Raw genomic sequence first — 17,868 nt, forward strand, 5'->3', positions numbered from 1 at the left:
CTGTTCAACTTGGATGTCTTACCAAACGAGTACAGAAGAGGCCCAGGTCAATCCGCCACCGAATCCGACCAGTACGAGACAATCCCCTTCCTTCACTCTGCCTTCCTCATAAGCTTCAGCCAGCGCCAGTGGAATGGAAGCGGCCGAAGTATTGCCGTATTTTTGGATATTGACGACGCTTTTTTCCTTTGGAAGATTCAGTCGCTCAATAGCGGCCTGAATGATCCGAATATTGGCCTGATGAGGCACAAGCAGATCCACATCCTCCTTGGACATGCCCGCTTTCTCAAGCACCCGTTCCGCCGCAGAACCCATAATGCGAACCGCGAACTTGAAGACCTCCCGACCTTCCATATAGATGTAGTGCTTCTTCTCTTCGATGGTCGCAGTGGAAGCTGGCATTCTGGAACCGCCCGCACTAACTTTGAGCAGTTCTCCGCCAGAACCGTCCGACCCGAGCTCGAACGACTTGAAACCGCGATCTGCCGCAACCTCGCCCAGTACGACCGCCCCTGCACCGTCACCGAACAAGATGCAGGTATTGCGATCGGTATAATCTGTGATTTTGGACAAGGTCTCCGCACCCACCACCAGGACATGCTTGTAAATGCCCATGGCGATGAAATTGCTCGCATTAGCCAGCGCATAAATGAAACCGGAGCATGCGGCCGCTATATCATAGGCGGCTGCTTTCTTCGCCCCGAGCCGATCCTGCAGCAGACATGCGGTTGAAGGGAAATTCATATCGGGCGTAATCGTAGCCACGACGATCAGATCCAGGTCCTCCGCTTGAATGCCAGCCCGCTCTATCGCCTGTTTGGCTGCCTGATACGCCAGATCAGAAGTCGCTTCATGATCTGCTGCAATTCTGCGCTCCTTCATTCCAGTGCGACTGGTGATCCATTCATCATTGGTATCCACCATTTTTTCCAGTTCTTCATTCGTTAATATTTTCTCAGGCACGTATTTGCCTGCACCCCAGATGCCTACCGATTTGATGTCCATGTCTATCCTCTCACTTCCTGCTGATTTCCTCTTGGATGGAACCGACTACATTTTGCTCGAGCACATGCAGGCCCTGACGGATGCCGTTTTTAATCGCATTGGCATCGGATGAACCGTGACTTTTCAGAACCAGTCCGTTCACACCGAGCAGCGGCGCTGCTCCATGCTCTGTATAGTCCAGCTTCTTTTTGAACCGCACCAGTCCCGGTTTCAGGACGGCGGCCGCAAGCTTGGACATGAATGAACGGGTAAACTCCTCTTTTAGCACGCCGAAGATGGTTCCCGCCGTTCCTTCCATCGTTTTCAATAAAATATTCCCTACAAAACCGTCACATACCAGAATATCACAGTTGCGCTGAAAGATATCCCTGGACTCGACGTTGCCGACAAAGTGAATCGGTGCTTCCTGCATAAGTGCATATGCCTGCTTCACCACTTCATTGCCTTTCGCTTCTTCCGTTCCCACATTCAACAGGCCCACACGCGGCTTGTCCATGCCATTGACTTTGGAACGGTAAATACTGCCCATCACGGCGTATTGAAGCAGTTGCTCCGCTGTGGCATCCATATTCGCGCCCAAATCCAGAGCCAGTACACCTTTGCCGTCCATGGTCGGCAGCATCGGGGCGAGCGCCGGACGCTCAATCCCAGGCAAACGGCCAATGACGAGCAGACCGGTTGCCATCAGTGCACCCGTATTGCCTGCGGAAATCATCGCATCCGCTTCCCCATTCTTCACCAGCTGTCCAGCTACAACCATGGAGGACTGTTTTTTGCGGCGAACCGCTCTAACCGGCTCATCATCGGAAGAAATTTTGTCTTCTGCGTGTACGATCCGGATATTGCCCGGGAGCGTAGCGGGACTTTCCTGTTTGATCTGCGCCTCATGTCCCACCAGCATAATTTCGGCCTGGGGGTATTCCTGCGCAGCAAGCACCGCGCCTTCCACTACCGAACGAGGGGCTTGATCCCCTCCCATTGCATCAACTGCGATCCTCATTGCTCCATGCTCCTTTCCTGAGCCATGTGACCTGCAGAACGGAAGACCGTAAAATTCCCCTGAAACACCAGCTCATCTGCGACATAGGTGAACACTTCCACCTTCGCTTTCCCTTTTTCCCCGCTGCTCACAGAGCGAACATAGCCTTTGGCGATGCACTTTTCTCCGAGCTTTACGGGACGAAGGAAACGAATATCCGCCGTGGCTGTCAGTGCGACCTCGTCGTTGATCACCGCAACCGCCAGCGAATTGGCCTGTGCAAACAGATGATGACCCCGGGCAATTTTCGTTCTGGAGAATACATGCTCCTTCTTGATTTCGAATATGGAAATACCGCTTTTGTCCAACTGCAAATCTACGACTTCACCGATGACCTCATCCATTGGCAGCGACTTGACTTCGTCATAGGAAAGCTCCGCCATGAGCTTTAACCGTTCCCGAAGCTCAGGAATCCCAAGTTCCATACGATCCAGTCGAATGGTCTGAATGCTGACACCAAAATCTTTCATCAGCTCTTCATCCGTAATGAAGGGATGCTGTTTAATTTTTTGTCCCAGCAGCTCTTGACGCTTTCGCTTCGGCAACCGCTCCATATTCGAGCCTTCCTTTCCTGTTGTTTTCCTGCTGCAATGCTGCAAACTTGCTTATTCAGTGCTGCGGTAACTCTCTATCGATATCCAGACCTCCATCTCGCTCGATAAACGGATATAGGACGGTCTGTGACTAACCTTTAATACCAGGTACTAAATGTAGTATATAAAAAAGCGTACGAATTGTGAAGTGAAAATATACATCTTTTCCGAATTCCATAAAAAAATAGCGCTCCATCGAATTCGACGAAGCGCTGTTTTTTGTTTATTGCACGATTTGTCTTCCTTTGTATTGTCCACAGGATTTGCAGACACGGTGTGCCATTTTTGCTTCTCCGCAATGGTCACATTTCACCATTCCTGGTACTTCAAGCTTGAAATGCGTGCGGCGCATGTCGCGGCGAGTTTTGGAAGTTCTTCTTTGTGGTACTGCCATGATCCCACCTCCTTACCGAAATAATCTGGTTCCATCCAACTTAGTCATTATCGTTGTCGAAAAACTTCTTAAGCCCTGCAAGCCGAGGGTCAATGGATGGAGCTGAATTTGCTGTCGTATCCGCTTCGTTCTCATCCGTTTCTTTGACGTATTTCTCCAGCAAACGCTCTGCTTCTTTATCCTGTACGTCCTTGCAGACGGGAATAAAAGGCAGGGAGAGCATGAAGGCTTCCTCAAGATAAGGAACGAGATCAAAACTGTCCTCAGAAATGAATACCATTTCTTCGTCATCCATTACCTGTGTTTGATACGTAGTAAATTGCTGCTCATAATCGAAGCGAATTTCATCCGTAAATTGAACCAGCGTACGCGCACATATAAAATCAACTTGTGCATGACAAGGACCTTTCACGGTTATGGTGCCTGATTTTGCCGTCACTTCCAGATCGATATGTAACGGCTCCGCTTTCACTATATCCTTGTCCTTCTCTGCAAGATGCTGAAGCGGCAGGGATTTTTTCAGTTCAAGCGGGGTTTGCTTTGCAGCTAATTCTTTCATATTTACTATGATCGGCATGTTGCATCACCCCAAACAAACAAAGTTTATTATATCGGTATTCGCTGGCTTTTGTCAACAACAATTGAAGCATGATATCATAAGTAAAAAGGAAGATCAAATGTGCAAGAAGATCCCATGTGAATACTTATCTGCGAAGGATGATGCCATATCGTGCGTACCGTCGGTTTAATTGTTGAATACAATCCCTTGCATCACGGTCATGTCTACCATTTTCAGCAGTCCAAACACGTAACCGGAGCCGAGCGAGTGATTGCGGTGATGAGCGGTCACTTTTTGCAGCGAGGTGAGCCAGCGTTGGTCAGCAAGTGGGCACGCACCGAGATGGCTCTGAAAATGGGCGTTGACCTTGTCATTGAGCTTCCGGTCGCTTTTGCGGTTCAGCCTGCTGAATGGTTTGCCTATGGAGCCGTCTCCGCGCTCGAAGCGACGGGGATCACTGACGCGATCTGCTTTGGGAGTGAGCATGGTTCCCTCGATTCGTTGCAACAGATGGCTTCTCTGCTCGCTAACGAACCCGAACACTTTCAACACCGCCTTCAGCAACAACTAAAAGCAGGCATAGCCTATCCGGCCGCCTACGCCGCAGCCGCAGCCGATTGTTTCACCGAGCAGACGCTCACCTCTGTGGATGATCCAGCATTAGGAGCTGCCGAGACCGCTGCAAATGCGGCATGGATGGCCCAGCCGAACAATAGCCTGGGACTTCATTATCTAATCGCGCTGCAGCGACTGTCCAGTCCCATCCAGCCTTATACCATTCAACGGCAGAAAGCGGATTACCATCAGCAAACCATCACCGACACCCGTATTGCCAGTGCCACGGCTATTCGCAAGCTGCTCCAGCAAGGGAATTGGTCTGATGCACGCGCTTATTTTCCTGCCTTCGTATGGGACATTTTACAGCGCGAAGTGAGAGAAGGACGCGGGCTGATGGAGTGGGAGCGATTTTATTCGCCGCTTATGCATCTGCTTCACGCCTTGCCGGTCGAAGCCCTTTCGACGTTCCAAGAGGTCAGCGAAGGGCTGGAGCATCGTATCAAGCAACAGCTTCCGTCCTATGAAGGAAACACGGTGCAGGGCTTTGTGGAAAAGCTGAAGACGCGACGGTACACATGGACGAAAATCCAGCGGATGCTGCTCCGTATTTTGCTTCAGCATCACAAGCACGCGCTTGCGCCGCCTTTACTTGCCCAAGGCGTCCCCTACCTGCGTATTCTGGGTTTTTCCAGACAAGGCCGGGACATGCTGAAAGAAATGAAAAAAACCGCACGTGTACCTGTGATCCTGCAAGGCGGACGCGAGTCGAATGCGATGCTGGAGATGGATATTCGGGCCTCCGCCGTCTACGCCCACGCCTACCCGGAATCCCAGTCGGCGAAGACAGGCTATCGCGACTATTTTGCCCCACCTCTGCAGGAATAACAGTGGCACATCTTACTGAATCGGTCAGCGATTATATCAGGAGGCCTGTTGTTTGGGTGGAAGACTCTCCAGATACTCAATAGCCTCCTGGAGGGTCGCTACCGGTACAATATCCATCTCGGTACCGATATCCTCTGCACGCTCCAGCGCATCCTGATGATTCAGTACCGGATCATAGCCGCTGCCTTCCGGCGGGTAGTAATCCGTCGGGGTAAAGAAGATGTCGGCTTCTGCCCGGTGAGCAGCCAGCACTTTGTGCTCAATGCCGCCAATCACTTTCACGGTGCCGTCCACACTGATCTCGCCCGTCCCGACTATCTGGTAGCCTTTGGACAGGTCTCCTGCTGTCAGTTGGTTATAGATTTCCAGCGCAAACATCATGCCGGCCGAAGGGCCTCCAACGCCTTCCACTTCTATCTGGACTTCATGCCGGGGATCTTTTGGCTTTACATCCTGAATATAAGACAGCTTGATCCCCAATATGCCTCTTTCCTCTTCCGGCACCTCTTCCGGATAGGACGAAAGGGAAACCGTAGCGGACTGTTCCTCGTCCCCACGCAGGTACGTCACTTCGACCTGATCCCCTTCCTGTTTACCGCCCATCACTTCCATCAATTGTTCATCGGTATTCATCTGAATGCCATCCAGCGCCGTAATACGATCTCCCGCCTGAAGAATCCCTTCCGCAGGGAATCCCTCAATGACGGCATCCACTCGAATCTCTTCCGTGACCAACTCATACGCGATGCCAGCCTGCTCATACGCCGCGATTATAGCGTCGCTGTGTGATTTGGACATTTTATAGCTTTGCCGCTCAAAATATTGTTCCTTCGATTCTCCGGTTCGAAAGATACGCGACTTGTCACTTAGCTCGAGATACGGATGAAAGTAGGCATAGGCCAGTTGCAGCATACTGACCGTTGTATCCAGGGAGACTGTCACCATGTTCAAACTCCCTGTATCCGCTGCTTCATCTTCTTCCACCTGGATCAATTGTCCAACATTCGTGACGCTGCCTGGCTGGAGGATGACGTAAGGCGTCTGAATAAATGCGAACAAGTAAATCACGATGAGCAGGATGATAACATACGTCCCGAATCGTTTCATATTCCGTTGTGAATGCAATCGTCTTCCCCCTTATCATGGTATTCCACCATCATAAATGGACAGCCTTTCGCGTACATATGAAGTACGTCCGGATTGAGGTGATCAACTGCCATGTCTTCTATACCTGTAGCCTATAAAAGCCATATCGCCACGCTCCTGATCTCGCTGTCTATGCTGGCTGTGGTGTGTAGCATTGTCATTTTTCCTGAACGTTCATTCGAGGCTTCCCTGTCCGGCCTGAACCTGTGGTGGAAGCTTATTATGCCTGCCTTGCTGCCTTTTTTTATTTTGGCAGAAGTGGCCGGGGCGCTAGGTGTGTTTCATGCGTGGGGAACACTCATCTCTCCCCTTACGAAGCGATTGCTCGGTCTGTCCGGCACAAGCGGCTGGGCGATGGCGTTTGGCTGGTCGCTCGGATATCCGGCCGGAGCCAAGATTACCGCGGAATTGAAGCAACAAGGGTGGATCGGGCACGAGGAAGGCAAGCGGCTGCTGGCCTACAGTTATGTGGCGAGTCCGATCGTCCTGTTTGGCATCGTGGCGACCGGCCTGCTGAACCAGCCTCATCTTGGCTGGTACTTGTGGCTCATCCAGTGCCTGGCCTTCCTGGGCATGCTCCTCTTTTCCTATACACGTCCCACCGCTCCTTCAAACGGCACTCTGTCCGCTCCGGAAAAGGGAAATGGTTCCACTTCTCTGCTGAGTCAGATGCTGCATGCAGCGGAGTGCGCTCGCAGGGACGACGGACGCAGCCTGGGCCGCTTGCTCGGTGATTCTGTCACCCGATCGGTTCAGGCGCTGTTTATGATCGGCGGCACCATCATGCTGTTCTCCGTCATCGTTGCAGCAGCGGAACAGGTTTCCCTGTCCTGGATGGCTCCCCTGCTGTCAGTTCAGCAGATCGAATGGCTGCAATCGGGTTTTCATCTCATTCTTGCCGGGACACTGGAGCCTCATCTGGCCAGTGCTTCCCTGGTCACGTCCAGCCTGCCTATTGCGTGGCAGCTTGCACTTGTCTCCGCCATCTGGGCGTGGGGCGGACTGGCCTTTCACGCGCAGGTACACAGCTTCATTCAGGGTACGGGTCTGCCCTATCGTTTTTTCTTCTTTTTCAAATTGCTGCAAGCCCTGCTGGCTCTCGGCCTTGGCCTGCTGCTGTGGAAGCCTTATACGTCTTTGATCGCCTTCGTCAACCGTTCTTCTACCGCTCTCGTTCTCTCTGATCGGCCTGTCCCCCCTCCTGCAGAAGCGGGCAGCTTTCACATCCAGCTATGGGAGCTATGGGGATGGCAGGTCAGTATGCTCGCAAGCAGCTGTGTACTGCTGGCTGTCATCGGCTGGCTCTGTCATCGCCTTTCTCGCTCGCGACAGGGTTAAATCATCGCTTCGTCCACATACTTTTCCTTCAGTGCCTGTTCGACCACACTTGGCACCAGATCGGTGACCGGTCCTCTGAATCGGGCGATTTCCTTTACCATGCTGGAACTCAAGTACGAGTATTGCGGGTGGGTCATCATAAAGAAGGTTTCAATATTCGGATTGAGCTTGTAATTGGTGGTCGCCAATTGCAGCTCATATTCAAAATCAGAAATGGCGCGCAGGCCACGGATAATAATGCGGGCCTTTTTCTTGTGCATGTAATTGACCAGCAAATCATGAAAATGATCCACCTCAATATTGGGCAAGTCCGCCGTCACCTGCCGCAGCAGTTCCGTCCGTTCCTCGACCGTAAATAATGGGTGTTTGCTCTGATTGTTTAGCACGGCTACCACCACATGGTCAAACTGTTCGGCTGCCCGGCGGATCATATCCAGATGACCGAGGGTGACGGGGTCAAAGCTTCCCGGATATACTGCAATCCGGCCTTTGGATGCCGTTGCGTCCTGCACGATGGGTTGATGGTCTGTCTGCTGGTTCATATGTGTTCCTCCCCTGAATGTTCGATTGGATTCGCTGCAGGCGCGTGCCCCTCTCGCATCGTATAGATGGATACGGCGATTTCCCCATATTCTGCCCGTTTCTTCTGGATCAGACCGTCTCCGATCTGCTCCCCGTAATGATGATTGGCATCATGCTCAATGACCACCACCGTCTGTTCATGCAGCAGTCCCATTTCTTCCATCTTGATGAGCCATTCATCCATTTTCTTGAGCTTGTAGGGCGGGTCCAAAAAAATCAGATCAAAGGCCAGCTCTCTTTTTGATAGCGCTTTTATCGCTCTGCCTGCTTCATTGCGATATACTTCGGCATGCTCAAACAGTCGGGTATGCTTCAGATTGTCATGGATCGTCTCCACGCTCTTCTTCTCCATATCTACGAAGATGGCCTGATCCATACCCCGGCTCAACGCTTCAATTCCCAAGCCCCCGGTACCGGCAAACAAATCAAGAACAATCCCTCCCTCGAAATAAGGGCCGATCATACTGAAGATCGCTTCCTTGACCTTGTCCGTCGTTGGGCGTGTCGATTGACCGGGCACCGCCTTCAGTGCCTTCCCTCTTGCCGTGCCTGATATGACTCTCACTGACTTCACCTGCTTATGTAGAATCCATTGCTATTATCATCTCATCGTATCATATTCGGAAGATGAAGCAAATGACGGAAGCGCCTCCTGATTTTTTTTGAGCACGAGGTATAAACTTCCTCAATCGGTCCATACTGTAGATAGCGGCGCCGAGAGGTGTCGTCGACAACCGCGGAGAAGACTTACGTTTCCCCATAAGCTCTTCATCCGGTTTCTCCTCTCCCATGAAAAAGGTACCTGCTGTAATGGCAGGTACCGGTACATTCGATGCTGCGGCCAAAAGGCTGCGGCTTTTTTTATGGACTGGATGCGAATGCTGGTTGCTCTATCCCCTCATCGTGTCGTCCCTGTATGTTAGGTAAACAGCATACGCTGAGGCGCACCCGTCTGTAGCTTGCGGGTGATATAGGCAATCATGTCATCCTTTTTCTCGTTCAGGAAGAAATGATCTCCCTCATATGTCACCATTTCATACTGCTCTGCGACCGCTTGCCAAATCTCTGTATTCAGCGTCTTCGCCTCATCGTCACTGCCGTTGAAGATCGTCAGCGGAGTCTGCAGCTGCGGGTGATCGGCATGATGATCGAAGCTGTCTACTACATGATAATCGGCGCGAAGCAAGGGAAGGAACATCGCCTTCAGTTCCGGATCTGCGAATACTTCCTTCGGCGTTCCGCCCATGTCCAGAATACGGGCTATAAAGGCTTCTTCCTCCAGCGTGTGCGTCGACTGGTCTCGCTGTACCTGAGGCGCTCGCATACCTGACAAAAACAAATGTCTGAGCGGAAGCTTTTCCTGCTCCATGCGAAGGGCAATCAGATACGACATATAGCCGCCCATGCTATGTCCAAACAAGGCAATCTCACCAGACTGCGCTTCTTCTTTGACGACCTCATACAAATCATGGACAGCCTCATCCATCGAATGCAGCAACGACTCTTCCATCCGATAGCCTCGTCCTCTCAGTTCCAGCGCCTTCATCTCAATGGGAGCGGCAAATTGCGTCCGCCAGCGATGATAAATGACGCTTGATGCTCCTGCATATGGAATGCACAATAGCTTGATTTTCTTCATTCTGTCCCTCTTTTCCCCGTGTCTCGTTCTTTTTCATTTGTTGTTTTCAAATCTGTGCAGTCTGTTCGTGATGCCGTTCCTTGCTGTCTACTATATGGTTTCTGGATTCACCTGCTCATTTCCTGCCTTTTTGCTCATTTTTGACAAGCGTCTCTATACAAATGTCTTCCTTACCCGTCTGCCCCATCACGGACAGCTCCTCCAGTTGCTGAAGAACCTCGGTGTAATCTGATTCAGACTTGTCATCCTCGGGATCAAGAGAGCGCAGCAAGACCTGACCGTTCTCAATCTGCACCCTGCGCTTGCCCAGCTTATCTCGCATGTATCGGTCATGCGTCACGAATACGACGGCGCCAGGGAAGGAGGAAAATGCGGTCTCCATGCGTTCCCTCGTCTCCATATCCAGATAATTCGTTGGCTCGTCGAGCACGAGCAAATGGGCCCCACTGTAATACAGCCTCAGAAAAGCGGCCCGGCACTTCTCTCCCATGCTCAGGTCGCCGATCTGCTTGTAGACAGCATCGCGTGGGAAGAGAAAGCAGCCTAGAATGGTTCTGGCTTCCGTTTGGGTCATATTCGGCAGTTTGAGCAAGCTGTCCAGCAGGGTTTCCTCTGGATCAAGCCGCTCCAGTTCCTGTGAGAAATAACCGATCTGACAGCGCGGATGACGAATGACTTTTCCTGTTGTCGGGCTCAGCTCTCCGGTCATCAGCTTGAGCAACGTGCTTTTTCCACTGCCGTTGGGACCGGTAATCGCAAGCCGATCCTGCGGGGTGATGGTCAGATGAACGCCTTGCAGCAATCGTGGTGCATCCGGTTCGGCCTGGGGATATGCAAAGCTCATGTCCTCCATTCGGATCAACGCCTTGCTCTTCAGTTCCTCATCCTTCCAGCGCACTTGAATCTCGGCATGCTCCTGCGGCTTCTCTACTCTTTTATGCTCCAGCCGCTCCAGTTCCTTTTGTTTCGCATGGAAACGGGCGACATTTTTCTTGGCCTTGGCGGCATAATACGACTTGGTGATTCGGACCTCCGAATTGCGGCCGGCATTGGCCTCCGCGCTCTGAAACCATTGCTGATAACGGCGGATACTATCCAGCAGTTGCTGTCTTTCCCCCTGCTGCTGCTTGTATAGAGCGGCCTGTCTCTTTCTGGCTGCTTCCTTCTGCGCTAGATATTTCGTATAACCTCCCTCTGTCCGGTTGGTGCCCTCCCGTGTCAGTTCAATAACGGCATCAGCCGTGGCCTCGATCAGCGCACGATCATGGGAGACGTAGAGTATAGTCCCTTCATATCGTTTCATCCAGTCCTGCAGCCATTCCACCGTCTCCTGATCCAGATGGTTGGTCGGCTCATCCATGATCATCACCTTCGGCTTCCGAACCAGAAGGGTTGCCAGCTGTACCTTCGTTTTTTGCCCTCCACTGAGCTGTGCCAGCTTCCGGTTCCAATGATCGGAAGTCAGTCCAACCTGGACCAGCGCTTTCTCTACCGCTAGCTCCCAGTCATAGCCGCCCAGCTCCATGTACTGCTGTTGTCTGTCAATGTAGCCGTCCATCCCGTTCTGCCAATCATTCAGCTGCTGCTGCAAAAGTTTGAGTTCTGGTCGGGCGTTTTTCACAGCATCCAGCACCGTCTGCTGTTCCATGGCGGTCCAGTGCTGCTCCACACTTCCCCATTCCTCAAGCGGGACAGCGCGGTGCACGTATCCTTCCTCCGCTGCTCTCCTGCCGAGCAGCACCTGAAGAAGGGTCGTCTTCCCTACTCCATTTCGGCCAATCAGCGCGACCTTCTCCCCTTCCTTCACTTCTATCTGAACCTGCTTCAAGCATTCCATTCCCTCTATGTCAATCTGCAAGGATTGTCCTTGAATCGCGTACATATCGTTTCCTCCCTGGTGCCAATAAAAAAAGCCACAGGCACCTGCGGCTTAGACGAATAATGAGAGGATGAACAGTGGGTAGTGAGTAGTGATTCAAAATGAGCTGCGATGGATCAGAAAAAAATGACAAGGCAACAGACAGATGCTGAATCTCTGCTCGAGATCTCATCTTTCCTGTTTCTTGACGAATCTGACCTTGTTTGCTTGCTTTCGCAGGATGAAGTTCACACACACGTATCCCGTCATCGTCTCCACCGTCAGCAGAGCGCCCATCAAATAAGCTTTTCTTATCCGCTTATTCATTTGATGTCTAGTTCGATGATTTCGTTTCGTTTCAATGTGGTGACTAATTAATCATCCTGAGAGCAAGCCTCCGTTCATTTGTATTTCTTTCTCCTTTATCATATGCCATTCTCTTCCTGCACGTCAAGCTGCTTTCTGACTGGCTTGCAGCGCTGTAGATCCCATGGCAGGTGCTGTTAAAAGACATCATGCATTGTCTGAGACTAGGGAGCCCTGGGGATTGTGGATGCACCCCTAAAGGTTACACCGAACGCCTTTTTCAGTTCCCTAAGGATTCCTTAGAGTTCCTTAAGTTCCTTAGAATATCCCTCGCGTTCCTTGGAGTTCCTTAGAGTTTTAAGCTTTTTGTAACATATATCGGATACAATAGAAGGAAGTGAATCGAAATCAAGGCGGGTGAAGACATTTGACAACCATTCTGATTGTAGATGATGAAAGCAACATTACGGACGTGTGTGCCCGTTACTTGCAGAGGGAAGGCTACCGTACGATCTGCGCACATGACGGCATCGAGGCCTTGCAACTATGGAAATCCCAAGCACCAGACCTGATGATCCTGGATCTGATGCTGCCGCGCAAAAATGGCTGGGAAGTATGCAAAGAAGTACGTCACGTACAGGATTTGCCGATTATTATGCTGACCGCTCGCGGAGAAGAAGCCGATCGGGTCAAGGGACTCACACTTGGCGCCGATGACTATATGACCAAGCCATTCAGTCCGCGCGAGCTCGTACTCCGTGTCAAGTCTGTGTTGCGCCGATTTTCCCAGGCCCTTCCTTCTCCTGTGCGGTCTGGCGAGCTTATTGTCTCCGATGGCCTACGTATCGATCTCAAGCAGCGCACGGTTCTTCTTCACAACCGACCCGTAGAGCTGACGCTCAAGGAATTCGATGTACTGACCCTGCTCGCCTCCCATCCCGGCCAGGTATTCTCTCGTCCGCAAATCTTGAACCAGGTATGGGATATGGATTATTTCGGGGACACCACGACCGTAACCGTACATATTCGCCGCCTGCGGGAGAAGATCGAGACCGATTCGTCCCATCCTGCGTGGATCAAGACGGTCTGGGGCATTGGATATAAATTTCAGGGCGGCGCATCGGGATGAAGCTGCGCACCTATTTGTTCCTGTCCAATATCGTCAGCCTCGCTTCTGTACTGATCAGTCTGTTTGTGATTTATCATTTCATGCTGCTCACCTGGTCAGAAGTCATACTGCTGATGTCCGTCACCCTTGTCGCCGCCCTGATCTCTATCGTCGTGCATACGCTCATTATTCGTCCCATCGTACATTCCGTCCACAGCATCAGCGAGGCCAGCAGCAACATGAGCGAGGGAGATTTCGAAGGAGAAGTGCCCGTCGTAGGCCCTTCTGAATTCAAGCAGCTCGCGTTGCAATTCAATGAGATGAAGCACCAGCTCGAAGACAGCATTCTCACGCTGCAAAGCTCGGAAACGTCACGCAAAGAGCTGATCGCCAACGTTTCTCATGATTTGCGCACTCCCCTCAGCTCGATCCAGTCTTATGTGGAAGCCTTGCAGGATCGGGTGATCGAAGATGAAGAGACCTCCCAGCAATATTTGCGGACGATTCATCGGGAAACGCTTCGCCTGAGCAAGCTGATCGAGGACTTGTTTCAGCTCTCGCGGCTTGATGCAGGCCGCTATCCGTTTCAACCTGAGCCCTATCCACTCGATGCCTTGCTCGTGGAAACATTGGAAAGCCAGTCGCTATTTCTGGAGGAAAAACAGCTCTCTGTCTCCACTGAGCTGCCAGACCCGCTCCCTCCTGTATCCGTGATGCCCTTCGAGATCAAGCGGGTGCTGGGCAACTTGCTGCAAAATGCCATCTCCTATTCCCCGCCTGGTGCTGCTATTCGTATTACAGCGGGCGCGGAGAACGGCTTTGTGACCTGTACCTTTATCGATGAAGGCGCCGGGATGGCACCGGAAGAGCTTGATCCTATCTTTGAGCGATTTTACCGAATTGACAAGTCCCGCAACCGTCACAGTGGCGGAGCAGGACTGGGACTGGCGATCAGCAAATCCATTATGGAGAGACACGGAGGAACGATTCGGGTAGAAAGCCAGCTCGGTGAAGGCAGCCGTTTCATTCTCACCCTCCCCATAGCCTGTGATCCCGATCCATCGTAGATCCATCGTAAACACATGAACATAAGCCCACTCAGATCGCTCAGGAGGATCAGGGAGGATCAGGCAACTCTTCAACGCCAGCGTGGCACTCGCTGGCTTTTTTGTACAGGCCATGCACCTAGCGCGTGAATCCACCGTACATTCTCTTTCTTTACTTTTCTTTCCGGTTGAAATCGAACGTATATTCCCCCTATAATAAACATAGACTAGAACGTGTGTTCTTATTATACCGGAGGTGGTTGCCTTGTTAGGCTTGCATACACGCCCATCAACATCCCTAGAATTGCCCAAACAAACAAGCAGCCGTGTCATCTTTCTCGTCGACATGCAGAGCTTTTACGCCAGTGTAGAGAAAGCGGCCTATCCCGAGTACCGGAATCAGCCTGTCGTGGTCGCAGGAGATCCCGCACGAAGATCCGGAATCGTACTCGCAGCCTGTCCCATTGCCAAAACATATGGCATTACGACAGCTGAGCGGCTGGGTGAAGCCATGGGCAAATGCCCCAAGCTGATCGTAGTTCGCCCTCACATGCAGCGCTATATCGAAGTTTCGCTGCAAATTTCAGAGATTATGGAACGCTTCAGTGATCTCGTCGAGCCCTACTCCATTGATGAGCAGTTCATGGATGTGACAGGCAGCCAGAAGCTGTTCGGAGAACCAGAGAACATCGCGCGGCAACTCCAGCAAATGATTCAGACCGAAACCGGCGTCTATGCCCGTGTCGGCATCGGCCCCAACAAAGTGCTGGCCAAAATGGCCTGTGACAACTTTGCCAAGAAAAATGAGAACGGCATCCATACCCTGTCCCAGGAACAGATTGCGGACTCCCTGTGGAAGCTCCCCGTGGGCTGCATGTTCGGGATTGGCAGCCGCATGCGCCGTCATTTGCAGCGTCTCGGCATTCACAGCATTGGTGAACTGGCCCGGTTCCCGCTTCACCGGCTGAAGCAGCGCTGGGGTATCAACGGAGAAGTCATCTGGCTCACCGCCAATGGCATCGACTATTCTCCCGTCTCGCCAGACACCCACCATCAGCAGCAAAAAGCGGTCGGTCATCAGATGACCCTCCCCCGGGACTACGATTCCCTCGAGACGATCCAGGTTATTTTACTTGAACTGAGCGAGGAAGTGTGCCGCCGGGCCAGAAGCAAGGGCCTCATTGGACAGACCGTTTCTGTGGGCTGCCGCGGCATCGACTTCGAACGGCCAACCGGATTTTATCGTCAAATGACACTGTCCGATATGACCTGTCACGGAAAAGACGTCTATCAGGCAGCTTGCGCCTTATTTAAGCAACATTGGGACGGTCAGCCTGTACGCAGCGTCAGCGTTACGCTCTCACAGTTGCAGTCCGATGCGCTGTATCAGATGGATCTGTTTCGGGATCGGGAAAAGGAACGAAGTCTGGATCAGACACTGGACTGGATCAAGGACAAGTACGGATCGGCCGCCATCGTCAGATCCGTATCCGCTACACAAGCAGGTCAGGCCTGGGAACGCGCCCACAAGATCGGAGGTCATTATAAATAATGAAAAAGAACGTCAACAAATTGACCAAAGGAGCCAATCTGCTGTGGGAATCCAGCCGAATGATGCTACCCGAGCACAAGGAACAATTTATGCAATACCGCAGAGAGCGTGATCCGCAGCCGAGACCGCTGTTCACCACCGAGCACCAGCAGGAGCTTGCTGCGCATCTCTCCGAAGCTTATCAGCAGCAGGAGCGAATCACCCTGACCGTGTACGATCCCTTTCAGCCGCGCGTCCTTTCCGGTCGCATCACTGCCCTCGATCCTTCCTTGAAGCAGTTGAAACTGGTGCAGGATGACGAAGACGTACACTGGGTGCCATTCAAGCAGATCGTGAACCTCGACCGCTAGACAGAAGACGAAGCAAGAAATGAACCAAGAGATAAACCAGAAGACAACAAAAAAAAAGGGGACGCTCTGTTCAAGAACGTTCCCTTCACCTTCATTTGACTGTCCCTACTTCAAGCATATGCATCCGTGCAAAGCGGCCTGTACCTGGCAGCTTACACGGAGGATGAAGACGGCCCGAACGTATCAGGCGTATACGAAATGGAAGAAGCAGCTTCAATGACCAGTATCTGCTGCTCGGCATCATAATGTACCGCGTCTTTCTCCACATAAAACCAGCGTTTTTGGACGGGCTGATCCGAGTCTTCCTGAAACAAAAAAACATTCAGCTCACTTTTCCAGACGAGCAGTTCCTCTACCTGCGCGTCCTCAATCTGCGTGGAATCCCCAATTCGGATTGATAAATGCCAGCGATCCCCTTCCTGCCTCAGCTCATACGGGAAGCCATCCCGATCGGAATCCAAAAAAGTCCTGCCCCCAATCGCATGCTTCACCAGCAACGTTTCTTTCATGGCGTCTCCTCCTGCCTCTCGTTCTATCCCGTTATCATACCATATCCTGCCGAGGCAACCCTAGCGGAGACACCGTGCATACATGCGGCCGTTGCGCATCATCAGCTAACCATTCGACTGGAGAACGAGGCAACTGGAGACGAGACATCCGGCAGTGTGAGGAAGAGATACGCTAGCAGTAATAAGCGGCAATGGCAGAGGTCGGGAACGAAGCGAACGTATAGCTCGGATAAATATATCCTTGCGTACGACCATAGGCGTTGGCCCGCACCACATACATCAGGAACACATTGTACGTTCTCGTGACAATAATCGTCCACCTGCCCTCACACCCAACCGCATAGAGCGCCCCCTGCTGCTGTTGCTGCTGAACAAAGCTTTGTGCTTGTGCAGGATTTTGCGACATTTGCTGATAAGTAGTAAGCAGTTGCTGAGGAGGCCGTGGAATGGAGCCTGGACCGCCGGGCTGTGTCGGGCCACCTGGAATCCCTCCGGGCTGACCGCCATTTTGAGGACCCCCTGGCCCAAAAGGACCGCCGGGAAAGCCGGGAATCTGCTGACCGCCACCAGGCCATCCAGGAAATTGCGGAAAACCGGGAATCGGTTGCTGGCGACCGTCATCATACGTATTGACATGAAGATCATATGGATCATACGGCGTATTCATGAAGAAACTCCCTTCTCGTATCGAATTACACAATCAGTATATGGAATAGGCGCCTGTCCCGCATGGGTGGATGCCCATTGTTTCCCCTTTTTCTGCCTGTCCAGGACTCTGACGCGCAGATGTCGAATCCTATAGAGAGAAAGAGGAGACGCAAAAATAAGATAATGAGAATGAGTAAAAAGAATGAGACAAAAGAATGAGATCAAAAGAATGAGACAAAAAAATGAGATCAAAGAAAATGAGTGCAGGATATGCGAAAAGATCAAATAACAAACGACGGGAAACCGTTCAAAAGGAGAATCGGACATGAAATTGATTGGCATTCGTTACGTGGACGTTGTGGAAGAACAAGAAAAGATGGCGGCGTTCTTTGAAAAGCAGCTGGGACTTGGCAACGCATGGGATCAACAGGAGCTTTTTCAGGGCTCCATCTACAAAGCCGGTGATTCCTGGATGGAATTTTGGCAAAAAAGTGATCAAATGCCCGCAGGGGCCATGCTCCAGTTGATTGTAGACGATGCAAACGCCTTTGCTGAGCATGCCAGACAAAACGGTCTGAGCCCTCATGGACCGGTAACCCAGCATGGAGAAATCATCTACTACCTCACGGCACCTAACGGCATGCCCGTTACCCTCCAATCCAAAGCGTAAGCAGACCTTACCCCTGGGCAAATAGAAAAGGTCGAGCAAGAAGCTTCTGCTTCTCACTCGACCCCTCACCTTCACATTTACTC

The 17,868-nt window shown here is 51.8% G+C and carries 19 protein-coding genes; 7 read left to right on the forward strand and 12 right to left on the reverse strand.

The genetic code is table 11. From position 1 onward, the window contains the following. Positions 1–18 precede the first annotated feature (18 nt). From ACFSUC_RS00850 to ACFSUC_RS00870, 5 genes are all read right to left on the reverse strand, one after another. Complete coding sequence (locus tag ACFSUC_RS00850; protein ID WP_379927489.1) at positions 19–1,005, reverse strand: beta-ketoacyl-ACP synthase III; 987 nt, start codon at positions 1,003–1,005, stop codon at positions 19–21. 10 nt (positions 1,006–1,015) lie between these two features. Further along, positions 1,016–2,005, reverse strand: coding sequence for a phosphate acyltransferase PlsX (plsX, locus tag ACFSUC_RS00855; RefSeq protein WP_379927490.1), 990 nt, complete (start codon positions 2,003–2,005; stop codon positions 1,016–1,018). Next, positions 2,002–2,598: a transcription factor FapR gene (gene fapR, locus ACFSUC_RS00860; RefSeq protein ID WP_379927491.1), complete on the reverse strand. Its 597-nt coding sequence runs from the start codon at positions 2,596–2,598 to the stop codon at positions 2,002–2,004. Before fapR ends, plsX begins: the two co-directional genes overlap by 4 nt. A 262-nt stretch (positions 2,599–2,860) precedes the next feature. Continuing rightward, the gene (gene rpmF, locus ACFSUC_RS00865; protein WP_379927492.1) at positions 2,861–3,031 is read right to left on the reverse strand and encodes a 50S ribosomal protein L32; all 171 of its coding nucleotides are present in this window, start codon (positions 3,029–3,031) and stop codon (positions 2,861–2,863) included. Between the two features lie 40 nt (positions 3,032–3,071). After that, positions 3,072–3,608, reverse strand: coding sequence for a YceD family protein (locus ACFSUC_RS00870; RefSeq protein ID WP_379927493.1), 537 nt, complete (start codon positions 3,606–3,608; stop codon positions 3,072–3,074). A gap of 153 nt (positions 3,609–3,761) precedes the next feature. On the opposite strand from ACFSUC_RS00870, the gene ACFSUC_RS00875 reads away from it, so the two are divergent. Beyond that, positions 3,762–5,033 (forward strand): nucleotidyltransferase, encoded by a 1,272-nt coding sequence (locus ACFSUC_RS00875; protein ID WP_379927494.1) that lies wholly within the window; start codon positions 3,762–3,764, stop codon positions 5,031–5,033. 36 nt (positions 5,034–5,069) lie between these two features. Here ACFSUC_RS00875 and ACFSUC_RS00880 read toward each other — a convergent pair whose 3' ends face one another. Continuing rightward, positions 5,070–6,158 carry a SepM family pheromone-processing serine protease gene (locus ACFSUC_RS00880; protein WP_379927495.1) on the reverse strand — a complete coding sequence of 363 codons (1,089 nt, stop codon included), beginning with the start codon at positions 6,156–6,158 and terminating at the stop codon, positions 5,070–5,072. Positions 6,159–6,251: 93 nt separating this feature from the next. Between ACFSUC_RS00880 and ACFSUC_RS00885 the strand changes: the two genes are divergently transcribed. After that, positions 6,252–7,517: a sporulation protein gene (locus tag ACFSUC_RS00885; RefSeq protein WP_379927496.1), complete on the forward strand. Its 1,266-nt coding sequence runs from the start codon at positions 6,252–6,254 to the stop codon at positions 7,515–7,517. On the opposite strand, the gene coaD is transcribed toward ACFSUC_RS00885, so the two are convergent. From coaD to abc-f, 4 genes are all read right to left on the reverse strand, one after another. Beyond that, positions 7,514–8,059 carry a pantetheine-phosphate adenylyltransferase gene (gene coaD / locus ACFSUC_RS00890; protein ID WP_379927497.1) on the reverse strand — a complete coding sequence of 182 codons (546 nt, stop codon included), beginning with the start codon at positions 8,057–8,059 and terminating at the stop codon, positions 7,514–7,516. The two genes, ACFSUC_RS00885 and coaD, sit on opposite strands and share 4 nt — an antisense overlap. Next, complete coding sequence (rsmD, locus tag ACFSUC_RS00895) at positions 8,056–8,664, reverse strand: 16S rRNA (guanine(966)-N(2))-methyltransferase RsmD (RefSeq protein WP_379927498.1); 609 nt, start codon at positions 8,662–8,664, stop codon at positions 8,056–8,058. The genes coaD and rsmD overlap by 4 nt, the downstream gene beginning before the upstream one ends. 354 nt (positions 8,665–9,018) lie before the next feature. Continuing rightward, on the reverse strand, positions 9,019–9,738 hold the full coding sequence (locus tag ACFSUC_RS00900) for a thioesterase II family protein (RefSeq protein ID WP_379927499.1): 720 nt from the start codon (positions 9,736–9,738) through the stop codon (positions 9,019–9,021). A 115-nt stretch (positions 9,739–9,853) separates the two neighbouring features. Further along, positions 9,854–11,620, reverse strand: a complete 1,767-nt coding sequence (abc-f, locus tag ACFSUC_RS00905) for a ribosomal protection-like ABC-F family protein (RefSeq protein ID WP_379927500.1) — start codon at positions 11,618–11,620, stop codon at positions 9,854–9,856. A 709-nt stretch (positions 11,621–12,329) separates the two neighbouring features. Between abc-f and ACFSUC_RS00910 the strand changes: the two genes are divergently transcribed. The 4 genes from ACFSUC_RS00910 (at position 12,330) to ACFSUC_RS00925 (ending at position 15,958) form a co-directional block, all read left to right on the forward strand. Further along, on the forward strand, positions 12,330–13,031 hold the full coding sequence (locus ACFSUC_RS00910; RefSeq protein WP_379927501.1) for a response regulator transcription factor: 702 nt from the start codon (positions 12,330–12,332) through the stop codon (positions 13,029–13,031). Next, complete coding sequence (locus tag ACFSUC_RS00915; protein ID WP_379927502.1) at positions 13,028–14,077, forward strand: sensor histidine kinase; 1,050 nt, start codon at positions 13,028–13,030, stop codon at positions 14,075–14,077. The genes ACFSUC_RS00910 and ACFSUC_RS00915 overlap by 4 nt, the downstream gene beginning before the upstream one ends. Positions 14,078–14,330: 253 nt before the next feature. Beyond that, positions 14,331–15,608 carry a DNA polymerase IV gene (locus ACFSUC_RS00920; protein ID WP_379927650.1) on the forward strand — a complete coding sequence of 426 codons (1,278 nt, stop codon included), beginning with the start codon at positions 14,331–14,333 and terminating at the stop codon, positions 15,606–15,608. After that, a complete protein-coding gene (locus ACFSUC_RS00925) occupies positions 15,608–15,958 on the forward strand; it encodes a YolD-like family protein (RefSeq protein WP_379927503.1) in 351 nt (116 codons plus the stop codon). The genes ACFSUC_RS00920 and ACFSUC_RS00925 overlap by 1 nt, the downstream gene beginning before the upstream one ends. Before the next feature lie 152 nt (positions 15,959–16,110). Here the strand turns inward: ACFSUC_RS00925 and ACFSUC_RS00930 are convergent, their stop codons facing one another. Together ACFSUC_RS00930 and ACFSUC_RS00935 are read right to left on the reverse strand one after the other, a co-directional pair. Continuing rightward, complete coding sequence (locus tag ACFSUC_RS00930; protein WP_379927504.1) at positions 16,111–16,467, reverse strand: hypothetical protein; 357 nt, start codon at positions 16,465–16,467, stop codon at positions 16,111–16,113. Positions 16,468–16,639: 172 nt separating this feature from the next. Further along, on the reverse strand, positions 16,640–17,134 hold the full coding sequence (locus ACFSUC_RS00935) for a hypothetical protein (protein WP_379927505.1): 495 nt from the start codon (positions 17,132–17,134) through the stop codon (positions 16,640–16,642). 306 nt (positions 17,135–17,440) lie between these two features. Between ACFSUC_RS00935 and ACFSUC_RS00940 the strand changes: the two genes are divergently transcribed. Beyond that, on the forward strand, positions 17,441–17,785 hold the full coding sequence (locus ACFSUC_RS00940) for a VOC family protein (RefSeq protein WP_379927506.1): 345 nt from the start codon (positions 17,441–17,443) through the stop codon (positions 17,783–17,785). Positions 17,786–17,868 lie beyond the last annotated feature (83 nt).

The organism is Marinicrinis sediminis (assembly GCF_042685085.1).
Taxonomy (GTDB): Bacteria; Bacillota; Bacilli; order Paenibacillales; family KCTC-33676; genus Marinicrinis; species Marinicrinis sediminis.